Below are 21,011 nucleotides of genomic sequence, written 5' to 3' on the forward strand. Positions count from 1 at the left end.
AGGATGCGAGGATTGTTCGTTGGTGCCCTGCTGGCGGCTGTTGCTGCCACCACGGTCGGGGCGGGAGATTTGGCTGACCAGTTTACTGCCACGGCAGGTGACGGCGTGAGCGCTTCCTTCTTTGTTTTGGACAATAATGGCGGCACGATAGACCTTGCCGGCGACAAGCTTGACCACACCACCCCAGTGCGGATTGCCAGTGTCACCAAAACCTTCGTGGCAGCCACGGCGCTCAGGCTTGTGGAAGAAGGCAAGCTGGATATCACCCAGCCAATCAACCACTATATTGATGCGCGCTTCGATGAGCTTTTGACGTCTGATGGCTATGACACTTCAGCCATCAGGGTGAAGCATCTCCTGAGCCACACCGGCGGCCTGGTGGATCATACCCACGGCAAGCCCTTCTTCGATACGCTCCTGGCGGATCCCACGCACCACTGGACGAGGGAAGAGCAGGTGAAAGGCGCCGTTGACTGGCTTGATCCGCTCGGGGAACCGGGCGAGAAATTCAGCTATTCAGATACCGGCTATGTGCTCCTTGGTCATATTATCGAGAAGCAATCCGGCCTGTCGCTGGCCGCGGCTGTGCGCAGCTATCTGGCGCTCGACAGCTTTGATCTCAAGAACACCTATTGGGAACTGGTTGAGGTGAACACGGGCGCCGAAGCGCGCCGGGCGCACCAGTATTTCCAGGGCATGGACACGCACGGCTGGAGTGCGACGCTCGACCATTATGGCGGCGGTGGCCTTGTGTCGACCACCGAGGATATGGCGACCTTCTTCTCTGCGCTGTTCGGCGGTGACGTGTTCAAGAAGGAAGGCACTCTGGACCTGATGCTCTCACAAGAGGGCCTGCCAGATGCGAGCCCTTACCGGCTTGGCATCTTTGTGTATGAAGTTGACGGTGTGACCTTCTATGAGCATTCAGGCTTCTGGGGCACGCTGGCGATCTATGTGCCGTCCCAGAAACGTGCGATTGCTGGCGCGGTCCTACACCAGAAACATTTCAAAGCCATGCGCGATGCCATGGTCGGACTTGTGACCGAAGGCATGTAGCCCTGAAATAAAAGGCCGGGTCTCCCCGGCCTTTATTGTTGGCTTATTTGTATTTTTCGAACCAGGCGAGGATGTTTTCCACCTTGGCGACAAGCCGGGACGGCCTGCCGGCGATGCCGTGTGGGCTGTCGGGCACGCGTACCATCAGGGTGTCAACGCGCCTAAGCTTCAGCGCCTGATAAAACTGCTCGGTTTCCGAAATCGGCGTGCGGCGGTCGGCTTCGCCGGTGATCAAAAGTGTTGGCGTGGTCACATTGCCCACCAAGGAAAGCGGCGAGCGTTTCCAGTAGTGCTCCACATTGTCCCACGGCATACCGGGGAACTGGTAGGGGATCTGCCCCAGGTAGCTATCGGCCGTCAGTACCTTCGATATCCAGTTGATCACCGGCTTGGCCACAGCCGCCGCCCGGAAACGGTCCGTCAGGCCAATGGCATAGGCGCTGGCGATGCCGCCCGCGGACCCGCCGGTGATATAGAGCTGGTCTGGGTCAATGAAGCCGAGGCCGATCATGGCATCGACGCCTGAGTTATGGTCGGCAAAGTCGAACTCGCTCGAATATTTGTTCTGCAACAGAAGTGCGAAGCGCTCGCCATAGCTGGTGCTGCCCCGGTGGTTATCATAGAAAACCACATATCCTTCAGCGGCATAGCGCTGCATTTCAGCGGAAAAATTGGGCCCGTACGAGAGGTGCGGCCCGCCGTGAATCTCGAGGATCAGCGGGTATTTCCTGCTGGTCGGGTCGAAGCCCGGTGGGGTTATGTACCAGCCCTGGATTTCCTCGCCGTCGATCGATGACTTGTAGATGATCTCATGGGTTTCGCCCAGCGTCTTGTGCCCCAGCGCATCTTCATTCAGGGCCGTCAATTGCGTGGTCTTGCCGCCGCGCACAGCAAAGATATCAGCGGGGCGGGTGCCGCTGCCGCGCGTGAAAGCAACCGTGCCGCCCGCCGCGTCAAAGTCACCGCTGGTGTAGGGGCGGCCGATAGAGGTGCCGCCCAGCGCGTCTGCCACCATCCGGCGCTTGCCGCGCGTGTCGGTGTAGTGCACTTCCGCAAGGCCCCGGTTTTCGGTCATGAAATAGAGGCCACGCCCACGCGCGTCCCAGATGGCTTTGTCCACCGACCGGTCAAGGTCTGGTGTCAGGCTTGTGGCGTCGCCGCCCTCGAGCGGCATCAGCATTAGCTCGCGGTTGCGGTAGGCCAGCTTTTCGCCGTCACGGGCGAGGAAGGCTATGGTCTTGTCGTCAGGCGACACTGTGGGCGCTTCCTCTGACCCCGGCATGCTGGTGATCTGGCGGATTGTGCCGTCCAGCTTTACAGCGAACAGGTCACTGTCGCGCTGCTGGTATTCCCAGTCGTCATTGCGGTTGGCGGAAAACAGGATTTCCGTGCCATCAGGGGTGAAGGCCAGTGGCCCACGATGGTTGAACTCGCCGCTCGTCAGCTGGCGGGCACTGCCACCATCAGCCGGGATGATGAAGACATGACTGAAGGCAGGCTCCAGAATGCCCTGACCGTCACGTTGATACCGCGCTTTTGAAACATACTTAACCTTGTCCGCCCACGTGGCGCCTTCCGGCTGCTTGGGCATTTTAACCTTTAGCGGGGTATGGTCTGCCGGAACCATCATGGTGAAGGCCAAATGCTTGCCGTCGGGCGACCAGCTGATATTGCGTGGGCTTTCCTGCAGGTTGGAAACCAGGGCAGAGCGGCCGCTTTTGACCCACAGGACATACAGCTGGGTGCTGCCTTCCTCGTTTGAAAGGTATGCGATGCGGTCGCCGCCTGGTGACCACACAGGGCTGGAGAAATTCTTGCGGCCCGACATCAGCGGCATATGGCCCGTGCCGTCCGCATCCACAATCCACACGTTGGTACGCGTGCGGTCCGTCATGATGTCGTTGCTGCGACGCTCATAGATGACACGGCTGCCATCCGGCGACAGGGCTGGGCCAGTGGCATATTCCAGATTGAAAATATCTTCGGCCTTGAACAGCTTGCTGTCGGTGTTGTCGGCCCAAGCCGGCTGTGTCGCTGCCAGCGCAGCAATCAGAATGATTGCGGGTTTCAACATAAGTTCCTCCCTGACCGCTGGCATTGCCAGCCAATGTTATTTTTGTGTCGCCCGTTTGCGTTTGCCCTGCCTGTGGGCCGCGATCCTCAGCCCCAGCGCCAAAAGGCACATCAGCGGCAGCCAGGTTCGCGGGCCAGGATCAAGAAGCTGATTGAGCGACGTCACCAAGAAAATAGCCCAGATATAGTAGCTGCCAACCTTATGCAGTTGTTTCCATCGTTTTGCGCCCAACCGCCGCACTGCCGCGCCAGATGACGTCAGCGTCATGGCGATCAGGAACAGGTAGGCCGTGCCGCCAACGGCCAGCACGGGCAGCGTCCTGCTGGCATCCGTCAGCGCCAGGTTAGACAGCACAATGGCACCATGCGTGCCGTGGATGATGGCGAACGACAAGCCGATATAGCGCCGGTTTCGCATCAGGAAGCGGGGCCCCGCACCCGGCGCCAGCCGCGCAAGGCTTGACGCGGTGAAGGCAAAAAAGAAAAAGATGAAGCCGAAGTGCGCTGTTGGGACCATCAGTGCCGGTAGCGCGTCAACATAGCTTCCGGCAGCGGTAATCTGGCTGCTGATGTAGGCTACCAGCAACAGCACCACAGGAATGAAAATTCTTTTGCCTTCAATCAGTGCCACCATGGCGGAAATCCTTCCCGGTTTCTTTATCGCGCGATGGCGCGTGCATTCAACTGGTTGACAGAAACGCATAGCCTAATGAAAGTCTGGCATAGTTACCAAGAAAACAAACACACAAGACAGCGAGTAAAACTATGCTTGAGATGAAGCCGCTGACGGACGCGGACCTTGAAGCTTATTTCGATCTTTTCAACGACCCTGGCCTGGCGCGCAATGCGGGAACGGTGCCGCATCCGATCGACCTTGCCTGGGCGCGGGAGCGCATGGCGTCGCGCCTTGAGGGCGAAGCCAAAGGCGAGATGAAAGACCGGGGCTTTTTTGACGACGGCCAGTATGTCGGAAATGGTGGCTATTTCTTCCGTGATGGCGAGTTGGAGATCGGCTATTCCGTGCACCGAAACGCGCGCGGGCGCGGTCTGGCAACCAGGATGGCACGGATGATCGTGGCCATGGCCCGCGAAGACCGGCTCGCGGGGCCAATCGTCGCCAACTATTTTACCGACAATCCCGCGTCCGGCAGGGTGCTCGAAAAACTGGGCTTTGTAAAAGTGGGCCTTGAAACGGGTACGTCGATGGCGCGCGAGGGCGACATTGAAAGCCAGCGCACCGAACTCAGGGGCGATGTGCATCTGGCAGATCCGGCAGCCAGTGACTATCCGATCCTGTTTGAGCAGCATCAGGACAAGGAAGCCCAGTGGCAGGCGGCGGGTGGCCGCGTTTTTGACAGCGTGGAAGCCTATCAGCTGTTTCATGAAAATTCTTTGGCTGCCGGTGCCACGATCAAGACCATTCTTTGGGAAGGCAATGTCGCGGGTTATCTGGCGATGTTCAAACGGGACGGTGTGCCGGAGGTCAGCTATTGGCTGGGAAGGGCACACTGGGGGGGCGGTATTGCCACTAAAGCATTGGCGGAATTCCTTGACCAAATGGGCACACGAAACTGTGCCCTGTGTGCCCGTGTGGCCAAGGATCACCCCGCTTCAGGCCGGGTTCTGGAGAAGTGTGGCTTCAAACGTGTGGGCGAAGACAGCTATCATTCCGATATCCGCGGCGTGGCCGTTGAGGAATATCTGTACCGGCTGGATTGATCGCTTTTCACGATTACTAAATCCATTTCTATTCGTTGGATCAAATGAACGACTTCCCCCATATTCAAGGGGAAGCAGCAGCCCGGCTTGACCCCTTCCTCCCCCCTAGCAGTCGAGATGCTGACTTCCCTGTTCCTCGCACGCTTCGGCTACTAGCCCCCAGTTTTTGGTCGAAGCATGTCGTCCTGCCGCTCCTGGTACTCCCGGGAGCGGCTTTTTTATTCTTAATTGCGGAGGGTCAAGGGCGCGTGAGTTGTCCCATAAAGCAAACAACAACAATGCTGTAGGGAGCAACCATGTCAGACGGCTGGGCAGAACCGGCGCTGCGTCAACAGATTGAAGATCTGATTGCGATGTTGAACCGCGGCCAGGTGCTGGAAGCGCTTGAGCAGTTCTATGCGCCGGATGCGCGTGTCTTTGAAAATGACTATCTGTTTGCTGAAGATCGCTTTGAAGCCCTGGCGCGCCAGAAACCTTTCATTGAGCCGTGTCTGTCAATCGACGGCGATGTTCGATTGGTGTACCTGGACGTAGGGCGGGGTATCTCCGTTTTGAACAACCAGACACGGTACGATCACCCGGAATATGGTCAGGGCCAGATCGACGGCGTGCATGTGCTTTACTGGCAGAATGGCGATGTGGTTCGGGAAAATTATTTCTCGGGCACCAAAGCTGGTGAAGCCCTTTCATTCTGGCAGTTGTTGGCTAGCGCCAAGACAAGCTGACAGGGCACCGCCAGTTTACATTTCAGCTTCAGGGCTGGGTCCGGTAAGCGAGTGCAAGGCCGTCGTCCAGTGGCAATCCGACACCGGTACAAGCGACTTTGCTGTCTTTCTTCCATGTCAGGCTGAAGGTATGGTCTGTGCGTTTGATATCGAGGTCGAAGCATGCGGCTTCAGCGCCGTCAGGCCCAAAATAGGTTACCTGATAAGACCCGGCAAGGCCCTCAGACGGCCCACCAACAGCCAAGCCGCGACAGGGTTTGTCCTGTGGCAGGCCAGCTTCCAACCACGTGGCTTCCAGCGTCCCGGGCTCCGGGACAGGGCGATAGATACAGATGCCATAATCGCTGCTCATACAGTCCTGCTCACGATAGGTGGTGGTCCGCGCCAACTTCCTTGATCACCCGCCCCAGTGCTTCAAAGGTGGAGGCGCGTGGGTTGGTTTTGCGCCAGATCAGGCCGATGGTGCGGGTGGGGACAATGTCAGCAAATGGCAGTACTTCAACGCCTGTGCCTTCGGTCAGGCCAGCTTCCACTGCCATTCCTGGCAGCAGGGTAATGCCGTGGCCCGCCGCCACCATTTGCAGGATGGTATTGAGGCTGGTGCCCGCCATCTCGCGGCGCGCGCCGCGGCCCAGCAGTTGGCAGGCCTCGAGTGCATGATCGCGCAGGCAGTGGCCTTCCTCCAGAAGCATCAGGCGTTTTTCGTCCAGCTCGGTTGATTTGATGCCGCCCTTGGGTGCCTCACCTTCCGGGAAGGCCACAAGGAAGGGGTCGTGGAACAGTGGCAGTTCGGCGACATCACCGCAGGCGTAGGGCAAGGCATACAGGACCAAATCCAGCTCGCCTGAACGCACCAGCTCACACAGCTCGGCGGACTTGTCCTCCCGCAGGTGCAATTCGAGGTCCGGCAGCTTCCGGCTGATCGCGGGCATGATTTTGGGCAAAAGAAACGGTGCGATGGTGGGGATAACGCCCATTCGGACGATGCCCTTGAGCGGGTCCTTGGCTGAAGTGGCCAGGTCTGTCAGGTCATCCACATCATTCAGGATGCCTTGGGCACGCCGCACGATCTCTTCCCCAAGGGCCGTGAACATCACCGAGCGCTTGGTACGTTCCACAAGCTGGGTCCCCAAAAGGTTTTCCAGCTCCTGCAAGCCCGCAGACAGGGTGGACTGGGTCACGTGGCAGGCATCCGCCGCCTTACCGAAATGGTTCGTGCGGTGCAGGGCCACAAGGTACCGCAGCTGTTTCAGGGTGGGGGGGAAGCTCATCGATTTGTCCGATTATAATACCATTAATAAATTCATGCTTTCACTATAGGCTTGGTAAGGGCCAAGACCAACCACTTTCGCGAAGCTGGGTGGGGGCGCGGTAATCAACCCCGAAAAAGGCAAGCTGCCTGATTATGGTCACAATTCGACTTTCTACTATCGTTGCCCTGCGTGTGGGGGCTCCGTATCTAGTCTGTATTAGTGGATGTTTTTGACCAGGCTGTTGTCTGGCCAACAGGCATTTGGCCAAAAAAATGGCCGGGTAAAAACCCGGCCCGAGTCACGACAGCGAGGATAGTACGGCTGCAGTCACGCAACCGTAATAGGAGTGGGCGCAGTCGAGACGCGCCCTCTCGCACCTCCTAAGAAACCAAATATCGGCCTTCGGGTCAATGCTTGTCTGCTCGAAATCGTTCAAATCCTTGGTTTACAGGTGTTTTTTTGGGGTGCAGCGCAGCATTTTGATACACTTTGGTGCAGCCAAACCAGCAATAGTGGAGCAACGCAAAAATGCGTCGGGTCTTCCTGTAAAGTGATTCGCGGGTAGCCTTTAGCTGCGGTTGATGAAACCGTCGGTAACCTTGCAGGCTGCGGGCCCCAGGAGGACCACAAACAACGTCGGCAAGATGAACAGGATTAGCGGCACAGTAAGGGTGGCCGGCAGCCGGGCGGCTTTTTCTTCCGCCAGCATCAGCCGCTCATTCCGGAACTCTGCCGACAGCACACGCAGGCTTGTTGCCAGCGGTGTCCCGTAGCGCTCGCTCTGCACCAAAGTGGTTACCACGCCTCTGAGGGCGGGCAGGTCAACCCGTTCCGAGAGGTTCAGAAGGGCCTGGCGCCGTTCGGGCAGGAAACCCAGCTCGATGGCCGTCAAGGAGAACTCATCGGATAGTTCTGGTGCCGCGCGGCCAAGCTCCTTGGCCACCCGGTTAAGGGCACTATCAAGCGTCAGCCCCGCCTCCGCACACACCACAAGAAGGTCGAGTGCGTCTGGTAGTGACTTCCGCAAAGCCTCGGTGCGCTTGGATTTGACGTTGGAAACATACATATCCGGGAGCTTGAAGCCCAACAGCACGGCACAGACGGAAAAGATCGGGTACATGCTGGCTTTGCTGGCCCAGACACCCATGCCGTAGAACAAGGTAACGGCCACCAAGCCCATGATCAGCGGCATGGTAAGGCGCGCGACCTGGAATATCACCAGCGCGTCTTTTGAGCGGAACCCGGCCTGGGTCAGTTGGGCAGAAACTTTCTGGGTCTGTTCCTTTTGCAGCAGCTGCAGTTTGTCGGCCAGCTTGCGCATGGCACCAACACCGTCCACCTTTTTTACTGGTGATCGGCGCTTGGATGTGGTCATGAGGCCGGCTTTGAGGGAATCCCGGCGGTCCTGCAGGGACTTCACGCGCCCCTTCATCGGGTCACGCACCAGTGCGGTCTGATAGATGGTATACATCACCAGAAGCGCGACAAGGCCTGCGACAACCGAAAGGATGTCAATGATCTGGATGCCAAGAATGTCTTCAATTTGCTGCATCTGTTCCTAGACCTCGAACTTGATCATTCTGGACATGATGAAGATGCCCAGGCTCATCCACAAAAGCCCGCCCAACCCAGCCATGATGGCTTTCGGATGGGTAAAGAGAATGATGCCATAATCATAGTTGATGGCGAGGATTGCCCCCAACATGATGAACGGTAGCGCTCCTACGATCCAGGCGCTTGCTTTGGCCTCGGACGACAGTGCACGTACCTTCAGTTTCATCGCCTGCCGGCTTCTCAGGATGTTGGCCAAATTCCCAAGTGTTTCACCAAGGTTACCGCCCGTTTCGCGCTGCACGACAAGCGATATGACGAAGAATTTGAAATCTGGTGTATCCAGCCGGTCCGCGGTTTCCCAAAGAGCTTCTTCAAGTTGTTTGCCGAGGCGCATGGCATCGGTGATCTTCTGGAATTCGACCCCGGTAGGCGCACTCAATTCCTTGGCTACGTTGGCAATGCATTCGTTCACCGGTAGACCAGATTTGAGGCCACGTACCATCAGGTCCATCGCCTCCGGGAACTGTTTGGTGAAACGTTCCTTGCGTTTGTTGATACGGCCGGATACCCACATGTGGGGCAGGCCGAAGCCCAGGATGATCCCGAGCGCCGCGCCGAGCACCCATCCAAATCCCATCACCATGAAGACGCCAGCAGAAATGACAGCGATGCCAAAGGATACAGCTGCATACTTTGAAAGCTGTATCTCAAGCCCTGCCTGGGCAAGGCGCTTCTGGATCTGGTCCTGGCGCGGCAGCATTTCCGCGATCATGCCGGCGAAACCAGCCTCGCTCTGGCGTACGCGGATGGAACGGGACTGCTCCCCTTTCAGTGTGGTTTTGTTCTCAAACCGGGCCTTGAATTGCTCCAGCCGTGCACGGGTTTCCTTGCGGCCTTTGCTGAGCATGCCTGCAACGAAGAACCCGAGCACAATCAGAATGATCGTGGTCAGCCCGCCGGCCAGTAGGATGATATTCAGATTGGCGCCCTGCATGGTCTATCCGTTCATTGCCTCCATCAGCGCACGGTCGAGGCCGAAATATTCGGCTTTTGTCAAGAAATGTGGCCGCACGCCTGTTGAGTGGAAATGGCCCACCAGACGACCACTTTCGTCCTCGCCCGTGAACTCATATTTGAAAAGATCCTGGGTGGTGATCACATCGCCTTCCATACCCACCACTTCGGTGACGTGGGTTGTCCTGCGGCCACCATCGCGCATCCGCTGTACCTGTACGATCATGTCCAGGGACCCAGCGATCTGTTCGCGGATAGCTTTTGCGGGTAGGTGCAGGCCGGCCATATTCACCATGTTCTCAAGCCGGGTCAGTGCCTCGCGCGGGCGGTTGGCGTGGATGGTGCCCATGGAACCGTCGTGGCCAGTGTTCATGGCCTGTAGCATGTCGATGGCTTCACCGCCGCGAATCTCGCCTAGGATGATCCGGTCCGGGCGCATACGCAGGGCGTTTTTCACCAGATCCCGCATGGTCACTTCGCCCTGGCCTTCAAGGTTTGGTGGGCGTGTTTCAAGACGCACCACATGCGGCTGCTGGAGCTGAAGCTCGGCCGCATCCTCAATGGTGACAACGCGCTCGCCTTTGTCGATCATACGGCTGAGCGCGTTCAGCATGGTGGTTTTACCAGAGCCCGTACCGCCAGAGATCATGATGTTGAGGCGGCAGGCGCCTGCGATCTTGAGAAGCTTGGCTAGCGGCGCAGTGATTGAGCCAAAATCCAGCATCTTATCCAGCGTGATCTTGTCTTTAGTAAATTTCCGGATGGAAATGGATGCTCCGTCGATGGCAAGTGGTGGCGCAATCACGTTTACCCGGCTGCCATCCGCCAGACGGGCGTCACAGATGGGTGAGGTTTCGTCCACCCGACGGCCCACAGCGGTCACAATCCGCTGGGCGATATTCATCAGGTGCTGGTTGTTACGGAAATGGACATCCGTGAGTGTCAGACGACCCTTCTGTTCCACGTAAACCTGGTTCGGGCCATTGACCATGATATCAGAGATGCTGTCGTCGGCCAGCAGGGGCTCAAGCGGGCCAAGGCCCAGCATGTCATCGAGCAGCAATGTGACAAGGTCGCGCTGCTCGGACAGGTTCAGGTTGATCTTTTCCTGAACCAGTAGTTCACCGACAACTTCACCAACCTGTTCGGCCAGTTCCGGACGGGGCAGCTCTGCCGCCGCTGCCGGATCGATATGTTCCATCAGCAGGGTCTGGACACGGGTTTTGGCTTCAAACAAGGTTTGTTTGTTGGCGTCTTTGGCTTTTGGGGCGTCAGGGGCCGCGTCGCCGATGGGGCCAATATTGGCCTCGGCTTCGTTCAACAGGTAGGTAACAAGATCTTTCTGTTCCTGTTCGGACAGATGGGCCTCTTCGCTATGCATGACGCGTTCGACCAACCCCTGCAACTTTTTGGTCACTTCGGCTTTCTGCGACATCCGTAGTTCGTCTGGCGTGAAATTGTCCTTGAGTTGGGCTTCGGCCAGCGACGCCAGCATTTCCACAGCGCTTACTGTTCCTGGATCAGTGATCGGCGCGGCCAGATTGCTGGTGCCGGGCGTCTCCTGAACGTCAACAATGGAAGGCGTGACCGACGGTGCGGCGGAAGTGGCGCTTCTGCCAAAGCCGCTGCCGCGTTTCAGTCCTTGCCGTTTTTTGCCAAATGCCTGCGACTTCATACCGCTAAACTAGTCCTGACTTACCAAGTTGGTTCGTTGTGCTCGATCTCTATAAAACCGCTATTTCTTTAATAATTTGTCTAACCAGGACCCCGATTTTTGCGTTTCTTCGTCATCGGCGTCGATCAGCTGCAGGAGTTCCTTATAGGCGGCAGCTGTTTTGCTGTTCGGAAGCGCATCCACGACGACCTTGCCTTGCTGCGATGCAGCCATGGATGTCTTTGGATCAAACGGGATTTTGACTTTGACCGAATGCTCGATCGAATTCTCGAAGTCCTTTTCGTCAACCTCGTTCGGCACCATACCCACCTTGTCGGCCACCACATGGATTTCCGCGTTTGGGGCGGCTTGCTTGATATGAGCCATCAGGCGGATACAGTCGCGCGCTGCCGGAAGGGAGAAATCCGTCACCATTATGATATCGGTGGCTGCCTTGAGGATATCAGCATGGTCACCCAGCATCTGGCGTGGGATATCTACGATCACATTGGAGTAGTTTTCGCCAAGTGCTGTAACCAGTTGTTCCAGTGCTCCTTCAGCAGGCTCTCGGAAGGCGCCAACAGGCGCCTCAGCGGCCAGTATCGCCAGCTTTTCGTGGGGTTTGACCACGGCGCGCTCCAGAAACAGGCCATCTACACGGTGCGGGTTATCAAGCGCATCAGGCAGCCCACGACCGGGTTCCAGATCAAACTGCATGGCTGACGTACCGAAATAGAGGTCCAAATCCAGGATTGCAGTGTTCTTGTCTTTCTCGGCCATTAGCCAGGCAAGGTTGGTCACGATGGAACTGGTGCCAAGGCCGCCGCGAACACCCACACACACAATCTGTCGGTTGTCGGTTTTTACATGCTGGTCGGGCGCTTCATCCACGGCGACAAGGGCTTCCTGTGCCGCGAGCAGGGCATTCTGTAGCAGCTCGCCGGTGACGGGCTTTACCAGGTAATCAAAGACGCCTGCGTGGATCAGGTCTCGGTACAGGGTCACGTCATTGACATCGCCTATCGCCAGCACAAGGGTGCCTTCCTCGGCCACGTCGGCCAGCGCCTGCATATCGGCGCGCGGGTCGGCGCTACCAGAAATGTCGACGACCAGGAATTCGGGACAGGGCATGGCGCCGAGGGCCCGCACGGCCTGGCCGATACCACCAGGGTATACCATTTCCGGGTTCCAGCCGATTTTGGCTGCGACGCCAGACAGCGTCTGAAGCGTGTCATTGTCAGCCATGAAGGCTGCAAAGGGCTCGCGGGCGGTTGTTTCAACTTTTGCCGTCATGTTCATCTTGCCCTCTTACTTCTTGTCGCCAGGAAGGCCGCCAGCGCCAGTGACTGGTTCTTCGCCCGATAGAGGTGCGATGAGCTGGTCAACTGCGGTGGAGGTAAAGCCGGCGCCGCTTTGACCCGCGATCAAGTCCCGGGGGTTGGCGACCATCAGGCCAAGGTTGGCTGTATTGGAGCATCCCAGGAAACTGCTTGGGTTGTTGCGCTGATTGTTCGAAGTTTCAGCCGCCCATTCACCACAGTTTGGTGTGGTCACCACATACCGCTCGAGGTAGAGCATCACACTGCCGCCAGATGGCATGCCGCCCAGGGTGGCTGTGCCGCCATAAGTGTAGCCCTGGCTTTTGAAATAGTCCTCAAGTGCCATCAACCGGTCGTCGGAGGCATTGCCCCTGTCCAGCATCAGAACATCGCCATAGGAGACGTTGGCGGCTCTCAGGAAAGTCTGGATACCGCTATATGTTGCGCCCGAAGGCGTGCTTGTGCCGTCTTCCTCTGCCTTGATTTCATAGGGCAGGCGGATCATCTGTACGCTGTTGCGCATGGTGGTTTCCAGGTGCGACGGGGCCGCCACATCTGTGTGCTGGCATGCCGTCAGGCCAAGAAGCCCAAGGCCAAGGAATGCCGATTTCAGTATTTTTGCCTGATTGGTCATGGTCCTGTTCCTTTCCGTGCTTCTTTGCCTAGTCCAGCTGGAAGCCGGCCCGCTTCTTCAGCGAGGCACCGCTTTGCTTGTCTTTGTTAGCCGCTTCATTTGCAGGTTGCGGTACCCACGACCGGCCGTTCAGGAAACGATCCATATCATTGGGTGCAACATAGCGATCGGTTGGCAGCACAAGCTGGCGGTCCGATACCGGGCGAACAACATAAGGTGTCACGACAATCAGAAGCTCGGTTTCGTCGCGGCGGAAGGATTCTGAGCGGAAGAGCGCCCCCAGGATCGGGATGTCACCCAGGCCGGGAATCTTGTCTGCGTCCTGCACCACATCATTTTGCAGGAGGCCTGCAATTGCGAAGGATTGGCCGCTGCCAAGCTCAACCGTGGTCTCTGCCCGGCGCGTACTGATGGAAGGGATGCTGATGCCTTCGACCCTGATGGAACCCGCGCTTGACAGGTCACTCACTTCAGGGCGTACCCGCATCGAAATGCGGCCCGAGTTCAGGACTGTCGGAGTGAAGTCAAGCTTCACACCAAACTCGCGATACTCAATGGCAATGCCTTCGCGGGTCGGCACGGGGATCGGGAATTCGCCACCTGCCAGGAAGTTGGCGGCTTGGCCGGTCAGCGCCGTCAGGTTCGGCTCCGCCAGAACGGTCAGGAAACCCTGCTGGTCAAGCGCATCGATGGCATAGTTGAGGTCCAACGTGTTGCTGATAAAGTCGCCATAGATGGATTTTACGCCTTGTTCCGGGAACTGGAACAGCTTCAAAGGCCCTTGGGTAACGGGGTCCACAACAATGTCGGCAACATTGCGGCCCGTAATCATGCCGATGCCAAAGCTGGATCCGAAATATCCACCTTCCCAATTGAAGCCAAGCTGTTTGACCACGCTGCGCGACACTTCAGCGATGCGCACACGCAGATTTACCTGCGTAGGCTGTGTAATCTGCAGTTCGTTCAATACGCGATCAGTGCCGAGTACGTCAGTTGCAAGAACTTCTGCCTTCGCAGCCTGGTCAGGGCTGTTGACCCGACCGTGCAGTACGATGATGTTCCCGTATGTACTTATGGAAATCGCTGTGCCCGGAAGCATATCTTCATAGGCACGCAGCAGGGCATCAAGGTTTCTGGTAACGGCCACATTTGCGGAATAGATCGTCTGGTCCTTGTCATCAATGGCATAGAAACTGGTTTCGCCCTGTGCCTTGCCATAGATATAGATGACGCGCGGTGACTTGACCTGAACGTCCGCCACTTCCGGATCAACGATAAAGACCTCGCTTGCTGGTCGGTCCAGCCGCACCAGGGTACCCTTGCCAACCTGCAGGGGCAGGGATGTCTCGCCCGCATTGACAATGCTTGCACCCGACATTGTTTTAAGGGACTCCGCGCTTGCCGGTGTACCCGACAGCAGCGCGGTCAGCGACAGACCAATCAAGGCCGTTCGCGCAATGCTATTCATCTGCCTGATCATTTGCCTGGCTCCTTGCTTTCTCCGGCCCCGTCCACTTCCTTCGCGTCCGAGCCACGGCGAACGATAACGGTATCGCGCTTTTCGTCTTTGGTAGCATCAGGGCGGAACTGGCTCACTTCAGGGCTGCCGGTGAAGGTGAGCGTGGTGCCCACAGGGGGGCTGTCTGGGTCAGAAGGGAGGCCGTCATTACCGCCTGCAAGGCTGCGCAGGCTAAGCGACAAGCTGCCAAGCCGTTCCAGCATGGCGACTTTTTCGGCCATTTTGGGGGTTACCTCTAGGGTCGCCGTTTTAGCAACCTTTACTTCGTCCGTATCCGCGGGGCTGCGTTGGTCAACGCCCAGCACGCGAACATTCTGGAACACGGTTTCTGAGGTAACGTAAGGGATTTTTGTGCCTTTCATTTCGAAAGACTGGGTCAGGATTACGTCGACCCGGTCGCCAGGGAAGACAAAGCCCCCCACACTTGATGTCGGCGACAGCTTAACTGTTACGGCGCGCATGCCAGGGGACAGCACTGCTGCCATGAAGCCTTTTTCGCCCTGGGAGACAACAGCTGTCTTGGTAACCGGTTCGCCACCGGATACCGGGGTCCGGACCACCTTGCCAACAAGATCCTCGATCTTGTTTTTTGGCTGGCTGAAATAGTCATCCGCTACGCCGTCCTCGGGCCATGGACGCCAGGACACATGATCTTTGGTCAGGATCGTGCCGACGGACAAGGGCTTGGACGCAACAAGGATACGCGCGGCAGGAAGCTGCTGCGCAGTTGTCTGCACTTGCTGGCTTTGCTGCTCGAGGCCGCTCAGGAAGCTGCGGGTCAACAAGACCACCAGCAACACACCGACACCTGCGACGGCAATTAGAATTAGGCTTCTGGGGTTCATAGTCCCCTCCTGGCTTTTGTCACACACTCCCCAGGCCCATGGTCAGGCCGAAGGGTTAATAATTCTTCACGAATTAGATCGAAAGTGCAGATATCTGGTGGAAACAGACCCACAGCCCCCCGGCTGAAATAGCAACGCCATACGGTACTTTGGCGCTTTGTTCCGATTGGTCTTTTCTCCAGCGGCTCCAGGCTAGGAGTGCAATGGCAACAAAGCCGCCAATGACCGCAACATAGAGCACGAAAGAGAGCCCCAGGTCAGGACCGGCAAACAAGGCCACTGCAGATAAGAGCTTCACATCTCCGCCGCCCATGACGCCTGTTGCAAACAGGGCAAGGCCGACAAGGAAGACTGAGCTCCCGACAACGGCTGGCCAAACAATGGCGGCCATAACATCCGCGCCGGTCAGGAGGTCTGCTGCAACTGTGACTCCGAAAAGTCCTACAAGGATCAGGCTAAGCCGGTTGGCGATCTGCCTGGTCTTTATGTCTTCAATTGCAGCAAGGATAAGCACCACAGCAACGGCCAGAAAAACGCCTGTGTATATGGCTGTTGTTGCTTGCATATCTTGCCTGAGAACTGCTTTCCCGAAATCTGATTTCAGATCCCTGTCTCACTAAAAAAGCCGCCGGCAAAAGCTATTCCCCCAGCGGCCTTTTGAGTTTCTTGAAGTACCAACTTTTCGTTGGACGCCCGATTAAGGCGTTGTCGTCGGCGTTGCGTTGTCTACTTCAGTAGCCACGCCGTCAAACATTTCGCCGAGGTCAGTACCCAGCGTATTCAGTGCCGTGATCAGTGCAACAGCGATGAGGGCGGCAATGAGGCCATATTCAATGGCGGTCGCGCCTTCTTCGTTAGTCCGTAGTTTGTTCAAAAACTTAATCATTGGTTTTCTCCAGCTGCCAAGATTGGATGCAACCTTTATAGCGCTGAACAACTAAATAAAAAGTTAACGTAAAGTCTAAAATGCTTTTTATTACAAAGACTTATTGTAAAAACTAAAGTAAAATTATCTAAAATTTTATCATGCTTAACAAGCTATTGATAATGTTGGCGAATCCAGAGAGCTGGAAGCCGGAAAACACTTCGAAAACTACTTCTGTGGATAAGAAACACGCCCGGATTTGAGGCGTTTGCTGAAATTTCTGGGCAGGTTTGTTAAAAAAATATTGGAAACTTCTGGATGAAAAGGGTGCTTATGGCCTGAAAAGGCGAATCATCTAGGGTAAAATCAGGAATAACGATGTCCCAGAGACGTTAGATTCCTTAGAATCTTATATACGCGTGCGCTCGCATGCGCGGGAAAGGTGATTCTCGCGGTGGCTGCGCCCACCGGTGCGTCAATGATGAAAGCCAGCTTCTGTCCGGCTCATAGGAGGCCTGCCCGCTTGCTTGTGAGCGGCAACCGCATTTTGTTAAAATGCAGGCTATTTATGCACTGAATTTAAAGAATTCTCCAATAGGTTTGAGGCTCAGGCAGTGTGACCGGAACGACAGGCAGGCGATTCGGATGAAAAAACAATCGAGAATTCAGCGCTTCTTGCGCGACGAGAGTGCCGGCATGATCACCTTGAGTGCATTCATGTTGCCGGCGATTTTGGGTTTTGCAGGTCTCGGACTTGATGTAAGCGGTTGGTACATGGAGCGCCGTCATGTCCAAAACATGACCGACATGGCCGCCATCGACGTGGCAAACTCCGCTATCAATTTTTCCGATTCTGATCTTGAGGCCCAGTTGGCCGCCTTCATGGCGGCACGCGATGAATATGACAGTGGTTCCGACACGGTGACCATGAACAATCCGCCGACATCAGGTGATTATGCTGGCAACAACAACTTCTATGAAGTGACCGTATCGCGCCAGGTAACGCTAAAGTTCCTGAGCGCCTTTTACGCTATCACCGGGGATAACCTGACAGTTAATGTATCTGGCCGCGCCGTTTCCGGCGCTTTGGTTGTGGGGACCCAGTGTGTGGTTGCTTTGGACGATTCAGCAGACCGCGCGCTTGAGTTTTCCGGGAATACCACGATTGGGACCGACTGTGGAGTAACGGCCAACAGCGTCTCGGAAGAGGCACTTTACATCGGCGGCAGTGCCACCCTTGACACCACATCGGTGCAGGCGGTGGGTGACATCAGCGTGCAGGGTGGTGGGACACTGACTACCACCAGTCCGCCGCAATCCTTGTCGCAATCGGCGGATGACCCGTTTACGAACCTGCCAATCCCCACGGATATGGGCTGCGATATTTCTGGTAACCAGCGGCTAAGGGACGGGGATTCGCTCGACGCTGCAGGCGGTGTGTTGCGCGTGTGCGGCGATATTACTATCCAGGGGACCGGCGTGGTGTTTGAGCCAGGTACCTACGTGATTGAGGGCGGTGATTTCAACGCCCTTGCCGGGGCTGACTTTACCGGTAGCGGTGTGACATTCATTTTTACCGGGGATACAAGCACGGACATCGGCAGTATCAAGATCAACGGTGGCGCGAGCGCTGTCCTGTCTGCGCCTGCTGACGATGGTAACGTTTATGAAGGCATCCTGTTCTACCAGGACCCAAATGCCGAATACCGTGGGCGCGATTCCGCAGCCAGCTTCACTGGTGGGTCCAGCATGACAATGGACGGTATCATCTATATGCCCAGTTCAGATGTGACCTTCAGCGGAGGAACGTCCTCTGCGCCGTCCTGCTTGCAGATATGGTCGGCCACAGTGAAGTTCACCGGTGACAGTTCAATTGATAACGACGAAACCGTCTGCAGCACAATGAATATCGAATCCACATCGCAGAAGCGTATTCTGCTCGTTGAATAGAGGTTTGAGGCAAGTCGACATGAGGCTGATGCAGAAATTCAGGACCGACCAGGAAGGATCGATTGCGGTTGAAACCGCAGCGATCATGACTGTGATTGCGCTGATTTCCATTGGCGTGGTTGATTTCGGTTTGGCTTATGCACGCAACATGCAGCTTGCGAACGCCGCACGGGCAGGCATGCAATATGCCCTCGTCCGCAAGCCTGTGCAGGGTGACTATTCAGGGATCATCGCAGCGGTGGAAGCCGCGGCGCCTGCCGCAGAGGATGGTTCCGGGCGCACCGTCACCGCGACACTATACTGCGAGTGTCCGGACGGAACCGCAAGCGACTGCACAACCACAAGCGATACAGATATCACCTGCAGCGACGGCACACTCAGGAAGGCCTATCTGGATGTCACTATCTCGGAGACATACGACCTTCTTCTTCGCTATCCGGCCTTTTCTGACAGTGTCAATCTGTCGCAAACGGCCACAGCGAGGCTGAACTGATATGATGTGTTCTAATCTAATAGGGCGCCTGCGGAAAGGCATCAAACGGTTCCAGCGCGATACCAGCGGCGTTGCTGCCGTAGAGTTTGCTTTGACGATCCCGATCTATCTCGGGTCCATAATCATGCTCGTGGAATTGTCGCGTATCGTCTATACTCAAGGGGTGGTGCTGTATGCCGCCGAAGAAGCCACGCGCTACGCCCTAGTGCATTATGATGCGACATCAGACGACGTCCAGGCGATCGCAGAAGCGAACTTGCTGGGGCTGGACCCAGACAACATCACGGCCATTATCATCACGTCGCCGGTTGATCCGTCCGACCAGACGAAATTGGTGACGGTTGAAGTTCAATATCAGTACCTTCCTATCCTGTCACTTGAAGCGTTCCTTGACTTGGGCAGCGATGCAGGACTGGCCATCAGGGGCGAGTCCAGTGGTTTCCTGACAGAGGAAATTCCGTCCTAACGCATCTATCTGCCGCAACGCTCTCCCAATTACCGCTTGTCTCACGTCAATATTAATGGCAACGATTGAGAAAAGTGGGTGTGATATGACGTCAGAATTAGAACTGGAAGCTGGTGTGGCCATGTCCGCAGCGGGCGATGACTATCCAAGCGCAGAGATATTGGCCGCTGCGAAAGCGAGCCGCCGCCATGTTCCCGAAGATGCCGTGTTTAGTTATTTCGTGGCACCAGATGAAAGGCGCCTTCGGTTCGCACGCTTTCCCGCGAGCAAGGTGATCGAGCCCAAGGGCACTATCATTTTCCTGCCAGGCCGCACGGAATTCATCGAAAAATTTCTTGAGGACGTCCATATTTTCAATGCACTGGGCTTTGCCTGTGCTGCGATGGATTTGCGCGGGCAGGGCATGTCCTGGCGACCACACCCCAACAGGGATAAGCATTATGTCCGGTCCTTTGATCCGCACCTGACAGACGTGAAGGCCTTCTTTGATGAGAAGCTGGTGGGCAAGATGCCCAAGCCTTTCATCCTGATGGGGCATTCGGCAGGCAGCCATGTTATTTTGCGTTTCCTTAAGGAACACCCTGGCTATGCCGATGCAGCCATTACGGTGGCGCCAATGGTGAAGATATTCACCGGAGGATTACCTTCCTGGGTTACTAAAGGCTTGCCGTTGATGGCCCGATTGTTGGGCTTGGGCGCCAGCTACATCCCTGGACACACTGCCTTCAAGGAAGGACGCTGGGGGTGGCGCAAGAAGCTCACCCATGACGACGAACGGTTCGAGGACGAGGATTTCTTCATCAAGACCAAGGACAAACGCCTGGCCGTTGGCGGTGCTACCTACAAATGGCTTTGGGAGGCACTCAAGTCCTGTGAAGTCCTGAATTCAGAAGGGTATCCGGAAGCCATCCAAACGCCTGTGCTGGTATTGCAGGCGGAAAAGGACCGTATCGTCGATAACGACGCCCAGCGGGCGCTGGTCGAGCGCATGCCACACGCCCGTCTTGTTGTCATCGATGGTGCGATGCATGAAATCCTGAAAGAAACGGATGACATTAGGGCGCAGGTCTGGCGTGCAGTCAGTGACTTCATCGACCTTGAAAACGGCCCTTCTTTTGGTGTCGATGTCCTGCAAACGAATTCACCCGCGCCGCTTGAGGGCGCTTAGACGTCCTCCTCGACCAAAAGCTTATGGCTGACCAGAAATGACCGGCAAGTGCGCCAAAGCTGCTGCCGGTCAGTGATGACTTTGCTCATCAAGTTGATACCCGCCAGGAAAGCAGCCAGTTCACCTGCAAGTGCCTGAATATCAGTATCCGCTGCCAGTTCGCCCTGGTCCCTGGCCTGACGGACCAACCGCAAGAATCGGTCTACCATGGCACTGAATAAATCACGTACGAAGGGCGGGGCTTCTGCATCCTTTCCCAGTTCGGCGACAGAGTTGATCACCAGGCATCCCTTGCGGTCTGGGTCTGCGGAACGCAGGTCGCATATCTCACGAAACATGGCGCAAAGCGTTGGCAGGATCGGCTTGCCGTCCTTTATCTCGGTCAACACCCCGTCCGGGGCCTCTTTCTTGTATCGGTGCAGTACCAGACCAAAAAGCTTTTCCCGGCTTTCATAAGCGTTGTAGAAGCTGGATCGGGTGATCCCCATCGCCGCCGCCAGCACCGAAACACTGGTAGCTTCATAGCCATTTTTCCAAAAAAGGATCATGGCGATGTCCAAGGCTTCGTCTTTGTCAAATTGTGTCGGCCGGCCCACTGCGCACTCCTCGCTGCTGTTGGCTTTGATGTAACATATTTGTGTACATGCTTGTACAAAAAAATCTGATACCCATCTCCGTATTGTACAATAATGTACAAAATAAAC

The 21,011-nt window shown here is 56.3% G+C and carries 21 protein-coding genes; 7 read left to right on the forward strand and 14 right to left on the reverse strand.

Going from position 1 to position 21,011, the window contains the following annotated elements; translation table 11 throughout:
• The first annotated feature begins 3 nt into the window (after positions 1–3).
• Positions 4–1,056 (forward strand): serine hydrolase domain-containing protein, encoded by a 1,053-nt coding sequence (locus tag B3Z17_RS14055; RefSeq protein WP_286830402.1) that lies wholly within the window; start codon positions 4–6, stop codon positions 1,054–1,056.
• A 43-nt stretch (positions 1,057–1,099) separates the two neighbouring features.
• Here B3Z17_RS14055 and B3Z17_RS14060 read toward each other — a convergent pair whose 3' ends face one another.
• Together B3Z17_RS14060 and B3Z17_RS14065 are read right to left on the reverse strand one after the other, a co-directional pair.
• Positions 1,100–3,130, reverse strand: a complete 2,031-nt coding sequence (locus tag B3Z17_RS14060) for an alpha/beta hydrolase family protein (protein WP_286830404.1) — start codon at positions 3,128–3,130, stop codon at positions 1,100–1,102.
• Positions 3,131–3,166: 36 nt separating this feature from the next.
• Positions 3,167–3,763, reverse strand: a complete 597-nt coding sequence (locus B3Z17_RS14065; RefSeq protein ID WP_286830406.1) for a hypothetical protein — start codon at positions 3,761–3,763, stop codon at positions 3,167–3,169.
• 131 nt (positions 3,764–3,894) lie between these two features.
• On the opposite strand from B3Z17_RS14065, the gene B3Z17_RS14070 reads away from it, so the two are divergent.
• Positions 3,895–4,848 carry a GNAT family N-acetyltransferase gene (locus tag B3Z17_RS14070; RefSeq protein ID WP_286830408.1) on the forward strand — a complete coding sequence of 318 codons (954 nt, stop codon included), beginning with the start codon at positions 3,895–3,897 and terminating at the stop codon, positions 4,846–4,848.
• 296 nt (positions 4,849–5,144) lie between these two features.
• Positions 5,145–5,573, forward strand: coding sequence for a hypothetical protein (locus B3Z17_RS14075; RefSeq protein WP_068302186.1), 429 nt, complete (start codon positions 5,145–5,147; stop codon positions 5,571–5,573).
• A 28-nt stretch (positions 5,574–5,601) separates the two neighbouring features.
• Here the strand turns inward: B3Z17_RS14075 and B3Z17_RS14080 are convergent, their stop codons facing one another.
• The 11 genes from B3Z17_RS14080 to B3Z17_RS14130 all read right to left on the reverse strand — a co-directional run bounded on the left by B3Z17_RS14080 (position 5,602) and on the right by B3Z17_RS14130 (position 16,251).
• Positions 5,602–5,925 (reverse strand): hypothetical protein, encoded by a 324-nt coding sequence (locus B3Z17_RS14080; RefSeq protein ID WP_286830410.1) that lies wholly within the window; start codon positions 5,923–5,925, stop codon positions 5,602–5,604.
• Between the two features lie 10 nt (positions 5,926–5,935).
• Positions 5,936–6,844, reverse strand: a complete 909-nt coding sequence (locus B3Z17_RS14085; protein ID WP_068302197.1) for a hydrogen peroxide-inducible genes activator — start codon at positions 6,842–6,844, stop codon at positions 5,936–5,938.
• Between the two features lie 550 nt (positions 6,845–7,394).
• Complete coding sequence (locus tag B3Z17_RS14090) at positions 7,395–8,378, reverse strand: type II secretion system F family protein (RefSeq protein WP_068302200.1); 984 nt, start codon at positions 8,376–8,378, stop codon at positions 7,395–7,397.
• A 6-nt stretch (positions 8,379–8,384) separates the two neighbouring features.
• On the reverse strand, positions 8,385–9,374 hold the full coding sequence (locus tag B3Z17_RS14095) for a type II secretion system F family protein (protein WP_286830412.1): 990 nt from the start codon (positions 9,372–9,374) through the stop codon (positions 8,385–8,387).
• Positions 9,375–9,377: 3 nt separating this feature from the next.
• Positions 9,378–11,069 (reverse strand): CpaF family protein, encoded by a 1,692-nt coding sequence (locus B3Z17_RS14100; RefSeq protein WP_286830413.1) that lies wholly within the window; start codon positions 11,067–11,069, stop codon positions 9,378–9,380.
• A gap of 60 nt (positions 11,070–11,129) precedes the next feature.
• Positions 11,130–12,347 (reverse strand): AAA family ATPase, encoded by a 1,218-nt coding sequence (locus tag B3Z17_RS14105; protein WP_068302210.1) that lies wholly within the window; start codon positions 12,345–12,347, stop codon positions 11,130–11,132.
• A 9-nt stretch (positions 12,348–12,356) separates the two neighbouring features.
• A complete protein-coding gene (locus tag B3Z17_RS14110) occupies positions 12,357–13,001 on the reverse strand; it encodes a CpaD family pilus assembly lipoprotein (RefSeq protein WP_286830415.1) in 645 nt (214 codons plus the stop codon).
• A 28-nt stretch (positions 13,002–13,029) separates the two neighbouring features.
• The gene (locus B3Z17_RS14115) at positions 13,030–14,481 is read right to left on the reverse strand and encodes a type II and III secretion system protein family protein (RefSeq protein WP_286830416.1); all 1,452 of its coding nucleotides are present in this window, start codon (positions 14,479–14,481) and stop codon (positions 13,030–13,032) included.
• Positions 14,478–15,365 carry a Flp pilus assembly protein CpaB gene (gene cpaB / locus B3Z17_RS14120; protein ID WP_286830417.1) on the reverse strand — a complete coding sequence of 296 codons (888 nt, stop codon included), beginning with the start codon at positions 15,363–15,365 and terminating at the stop codon, positions 14,478–14,480. Before cpaB ends, B3Z17_RS14115 begins: the two co-directional genes overlap by 4 nt.
• A 73-nt stretch (positions 15,366–15,438) precedes the next feature.
• Positions 15,439–15,930: an A24 family peptidase gene (locus B3Z17_RS14125; RefSeq protein WP_286830419.1), complete on the reverse strand. Its 492-nt coding sequence runs from the start codon at positions 15,928–15,930 to the stop codon at positions 15,439–15,441.
• Positions 15,931–16,062: 132 nt separating this feature from the next.
• A complete protein-coding gene (locus B3Z17_RS14130; RefSeq protein WP_068302223.1) occupies positions 16,063–16,251 on the reverse strand; it encodes a Flp family type IVb pilin in 189 nt (62 codons plus the stop codon).
• 624 nt (positions 16,252–16,875) lie between these two features.
• On the opposite strand from B3Z17_RS14130, the gene B3Z17_RS14135 reads away from it, so the two are divergent.
• The 4 genes from B3Z17_RS14135 (at position 16,876) to B3Z17_RS14150 (ending at position 20,307) form a co-directional block, all read left to right on the forward strand.
• Positions 16,876–18,180, forward strand: a complete 1,305-nt coding sequence (locus tag B3Z17_RS14135; RefSeq protein WP_286830421.1) for a Tad domain-containing protein — start codon at positions 16,876–16,878, stop codon at positions 18,178–18,180.
• A 19-nt stretch (positions 18,181–18,199) separates the two neighbouring features.
• Positions 18,200–18,673, forward strand: coding sequence for a TadE/TadG family type IV pilus assembly protein (locus B3Z17_RS14140; RefSeq protein WP_068302229.1), 474 nt, complete (start codon positions 18,200–18,202; stop codon positions 18,671–18,673).
• A gap of 1 nt (position 18,674) precedes the next feature.
• On the forward strand, positions 18,675–19,139 hold the full coding sequence (locus tag B3Z17_RS14145) for a TadE/TadG family type IV pilus assembly protein (protein ID WP_286830423.1): 465 nt from the start codon (positions 18,675–18,677) through the stop codon (positions 19,137–19,139).
• Between the two features lie 85 nt (positions 19,140–19,224).
• Positions 19,225–20,307, forward strand: coding sequence for an alpha/beta fold hydrolase (locus tag B3Z17_RS14150; RefSeq protein ID WP_286830425.1), 1,083 nt, complete (start codon positions 19,225–19,227; stop codon positions 20,305–20,307).
• Here the strand turns inward: B3Z17_RS14150 and B3Z17_RS14155 are convergent.
• On the reverse strand, positions 20,304–20,867 hold the full coding sequence (locus tag B3Z17_RS14155) for a TetR/AcrR family transcriptional regulator (protein ID WP_286830426.1): 564 nt from the start codon (positions 20,865–20,867) through the stop codon (positions 20,304–20,306). The genes B3Z17_RS14150 and B3Z17_RS14155 overlap by 4 nt on opposite strands.
• Positions 20,868–21,011: the final 144 nt, after the last annotated feature.

This window comes from Kordiimonas sp. UBA4487, from assembly GCF_002389025.1.
GTDB classification, from domain to species: domain Bacteria; phylum Pseudomonadota; class Alphaproteobacteria; order Sphingomonadales; family Kordiimonadaceae; genus Kordiimonas; species Kordiimonas lacus.

Bases quoted from the DNA above. Each gene is read 5' to 3' on its own strand.
- B3Z17_RS14055 (WP_286830402.1), top strand. From the start codon at position 4: ATGCGAGGATTGTTCGTTGGTGCCCTGCTGGCGGCTGTTGCTGCCACC.
- B3Z17_RS14060 (WP_286830404.1), bottom strand. From the start codon at position 3,130: ATGTTGAAACCCGCAATCATTCTGATTGCTGCGCTGGCAGCGACACAG.
- B3Z17_RS14065 (WP_286830406.1), bottom strand. From the start codon at position 3,763: ATGGTGGCACTGATTGAAGGCAAAAGAATTTTCATTCCTGTGGTGCTG.
- B3Z17_RS14070 (WP_286830408.1), top strand. From the start codon at position 3,895: ATGCTTGAGATGAAGCCGCTGACGGACGCGGACCTTGAAGCTTATTTC.
- B3Z17_RS14075 (WP_068302186.1), top strand. From the start codon at position 5,145: ATGTCAGACGGCTGGGCAGAACCGGCGCTGCGTCAACAGATTGAAGAT.
- B3Z17_RS14080 (WP_286830410.1), bottom strand. From the start codon at position 5,925: ATGAGCAGCGATTATGGCATCTGTATCTATCGCCCTGTCCCGGAGCCC.
- B3Z17_RS14085 (WP_068302197.1), bottom strand. From the start codon at position 6,844: ATGAGCTTCCCCCCCACCCTGAAACAGCTGCGGTACCTTGTGGCCCTG.
- B3Z17_RS14090 (WP_068302200.1), bottom strand. From the start codon at position 8,378: ATGCAGCAAATTGAAGACATTCTTGGCATCCAGATCATTGACATCCTT.
- B3Z17_RS14095 (WP_286830412.1), bottom strand. From the start codon at position 9,374: ATGCAGGGCGCCAATCTGAATATCATCCTACTGGCCGGCGGGCTGACC.
- B3Z17_RS14100 (WP_286830413.1), bottom strand. From the start codon at position 11,069: ATGAAGTCGCAGGCATTTGGCAAAAAACGGCAAGGACTGAAACGCGGC.
- B3Z17_RS14105 (WP_068302210.1), bottom strand. From the start codon at position 12,347: ATGAACATGACGGCAAAAGTTGAAACAACCGCCCGCGAGCCCTTTGCA.
- B3Z17_RS14110 (WP_286830415.1), bottom strand. From the start codon at position 13,001: ATGACCAATCAGGCAAAAATACTGAAATCGGCATTCCTTGGCCTTGGG.
- B3Z17_RS14115 (WP_286830416.1), bottom strand. From the start codon at position 14,481: ATGATCAGGCAGATGAATAGCATTGCGCGAACGGCCTTGATTGGTCTG.
- cpaB (WP_286830417.1), bottom strand. From the start codon at position 15,365: ATGAACCCCAGAAGCCTAATTCTAATTGCCGTCGCAGGTGTCGGTGTG.
- B3Z17_RS14125 (WP_286830419.1), bottom strand. From the start codon at position 15,930: ATGCAAGCAACAACAGCCATATACACAGGCGTTTTTCTGGCCGTTGCT.
- B3Z17_RS14130 (WP_068302223.1), bottom strand. From the start codon at position 16,251: ATGATTAAGTTTTTGAACAAACTACGGACTAACGAAGAAGGCGCGACC.
- B3Z17_RS14135 (WP_286830421.1), top strand. From the start codon at position 16,876: ATGAAAAAACAATCGAGAATTCAGCGCTTCTTGCGCGACGAGAGTGCC.
- B3Z17_RS14140 (WP_068302229.1), top strand. From the start codon at position 18,200: ATGAGGCTGATGCAGAAATTCAGGACCGACCAGGAAGGATCGATTGCG.
- B3Z17_RS14145 (WP_286830423.1), top strand. From the start codon at position 18,675: ATGATGTGTTCTAATCTAATAGGGCGCCTGCGGAAAGGCATCAAACGG.
- B3Z17_RS14150 (WP_286830425.1), top strand. From the start codon at position 19,225: ATGACGTCAGAATTAGAACTGGAAGCTGGTGTGGCCATGTCCGCAGCG.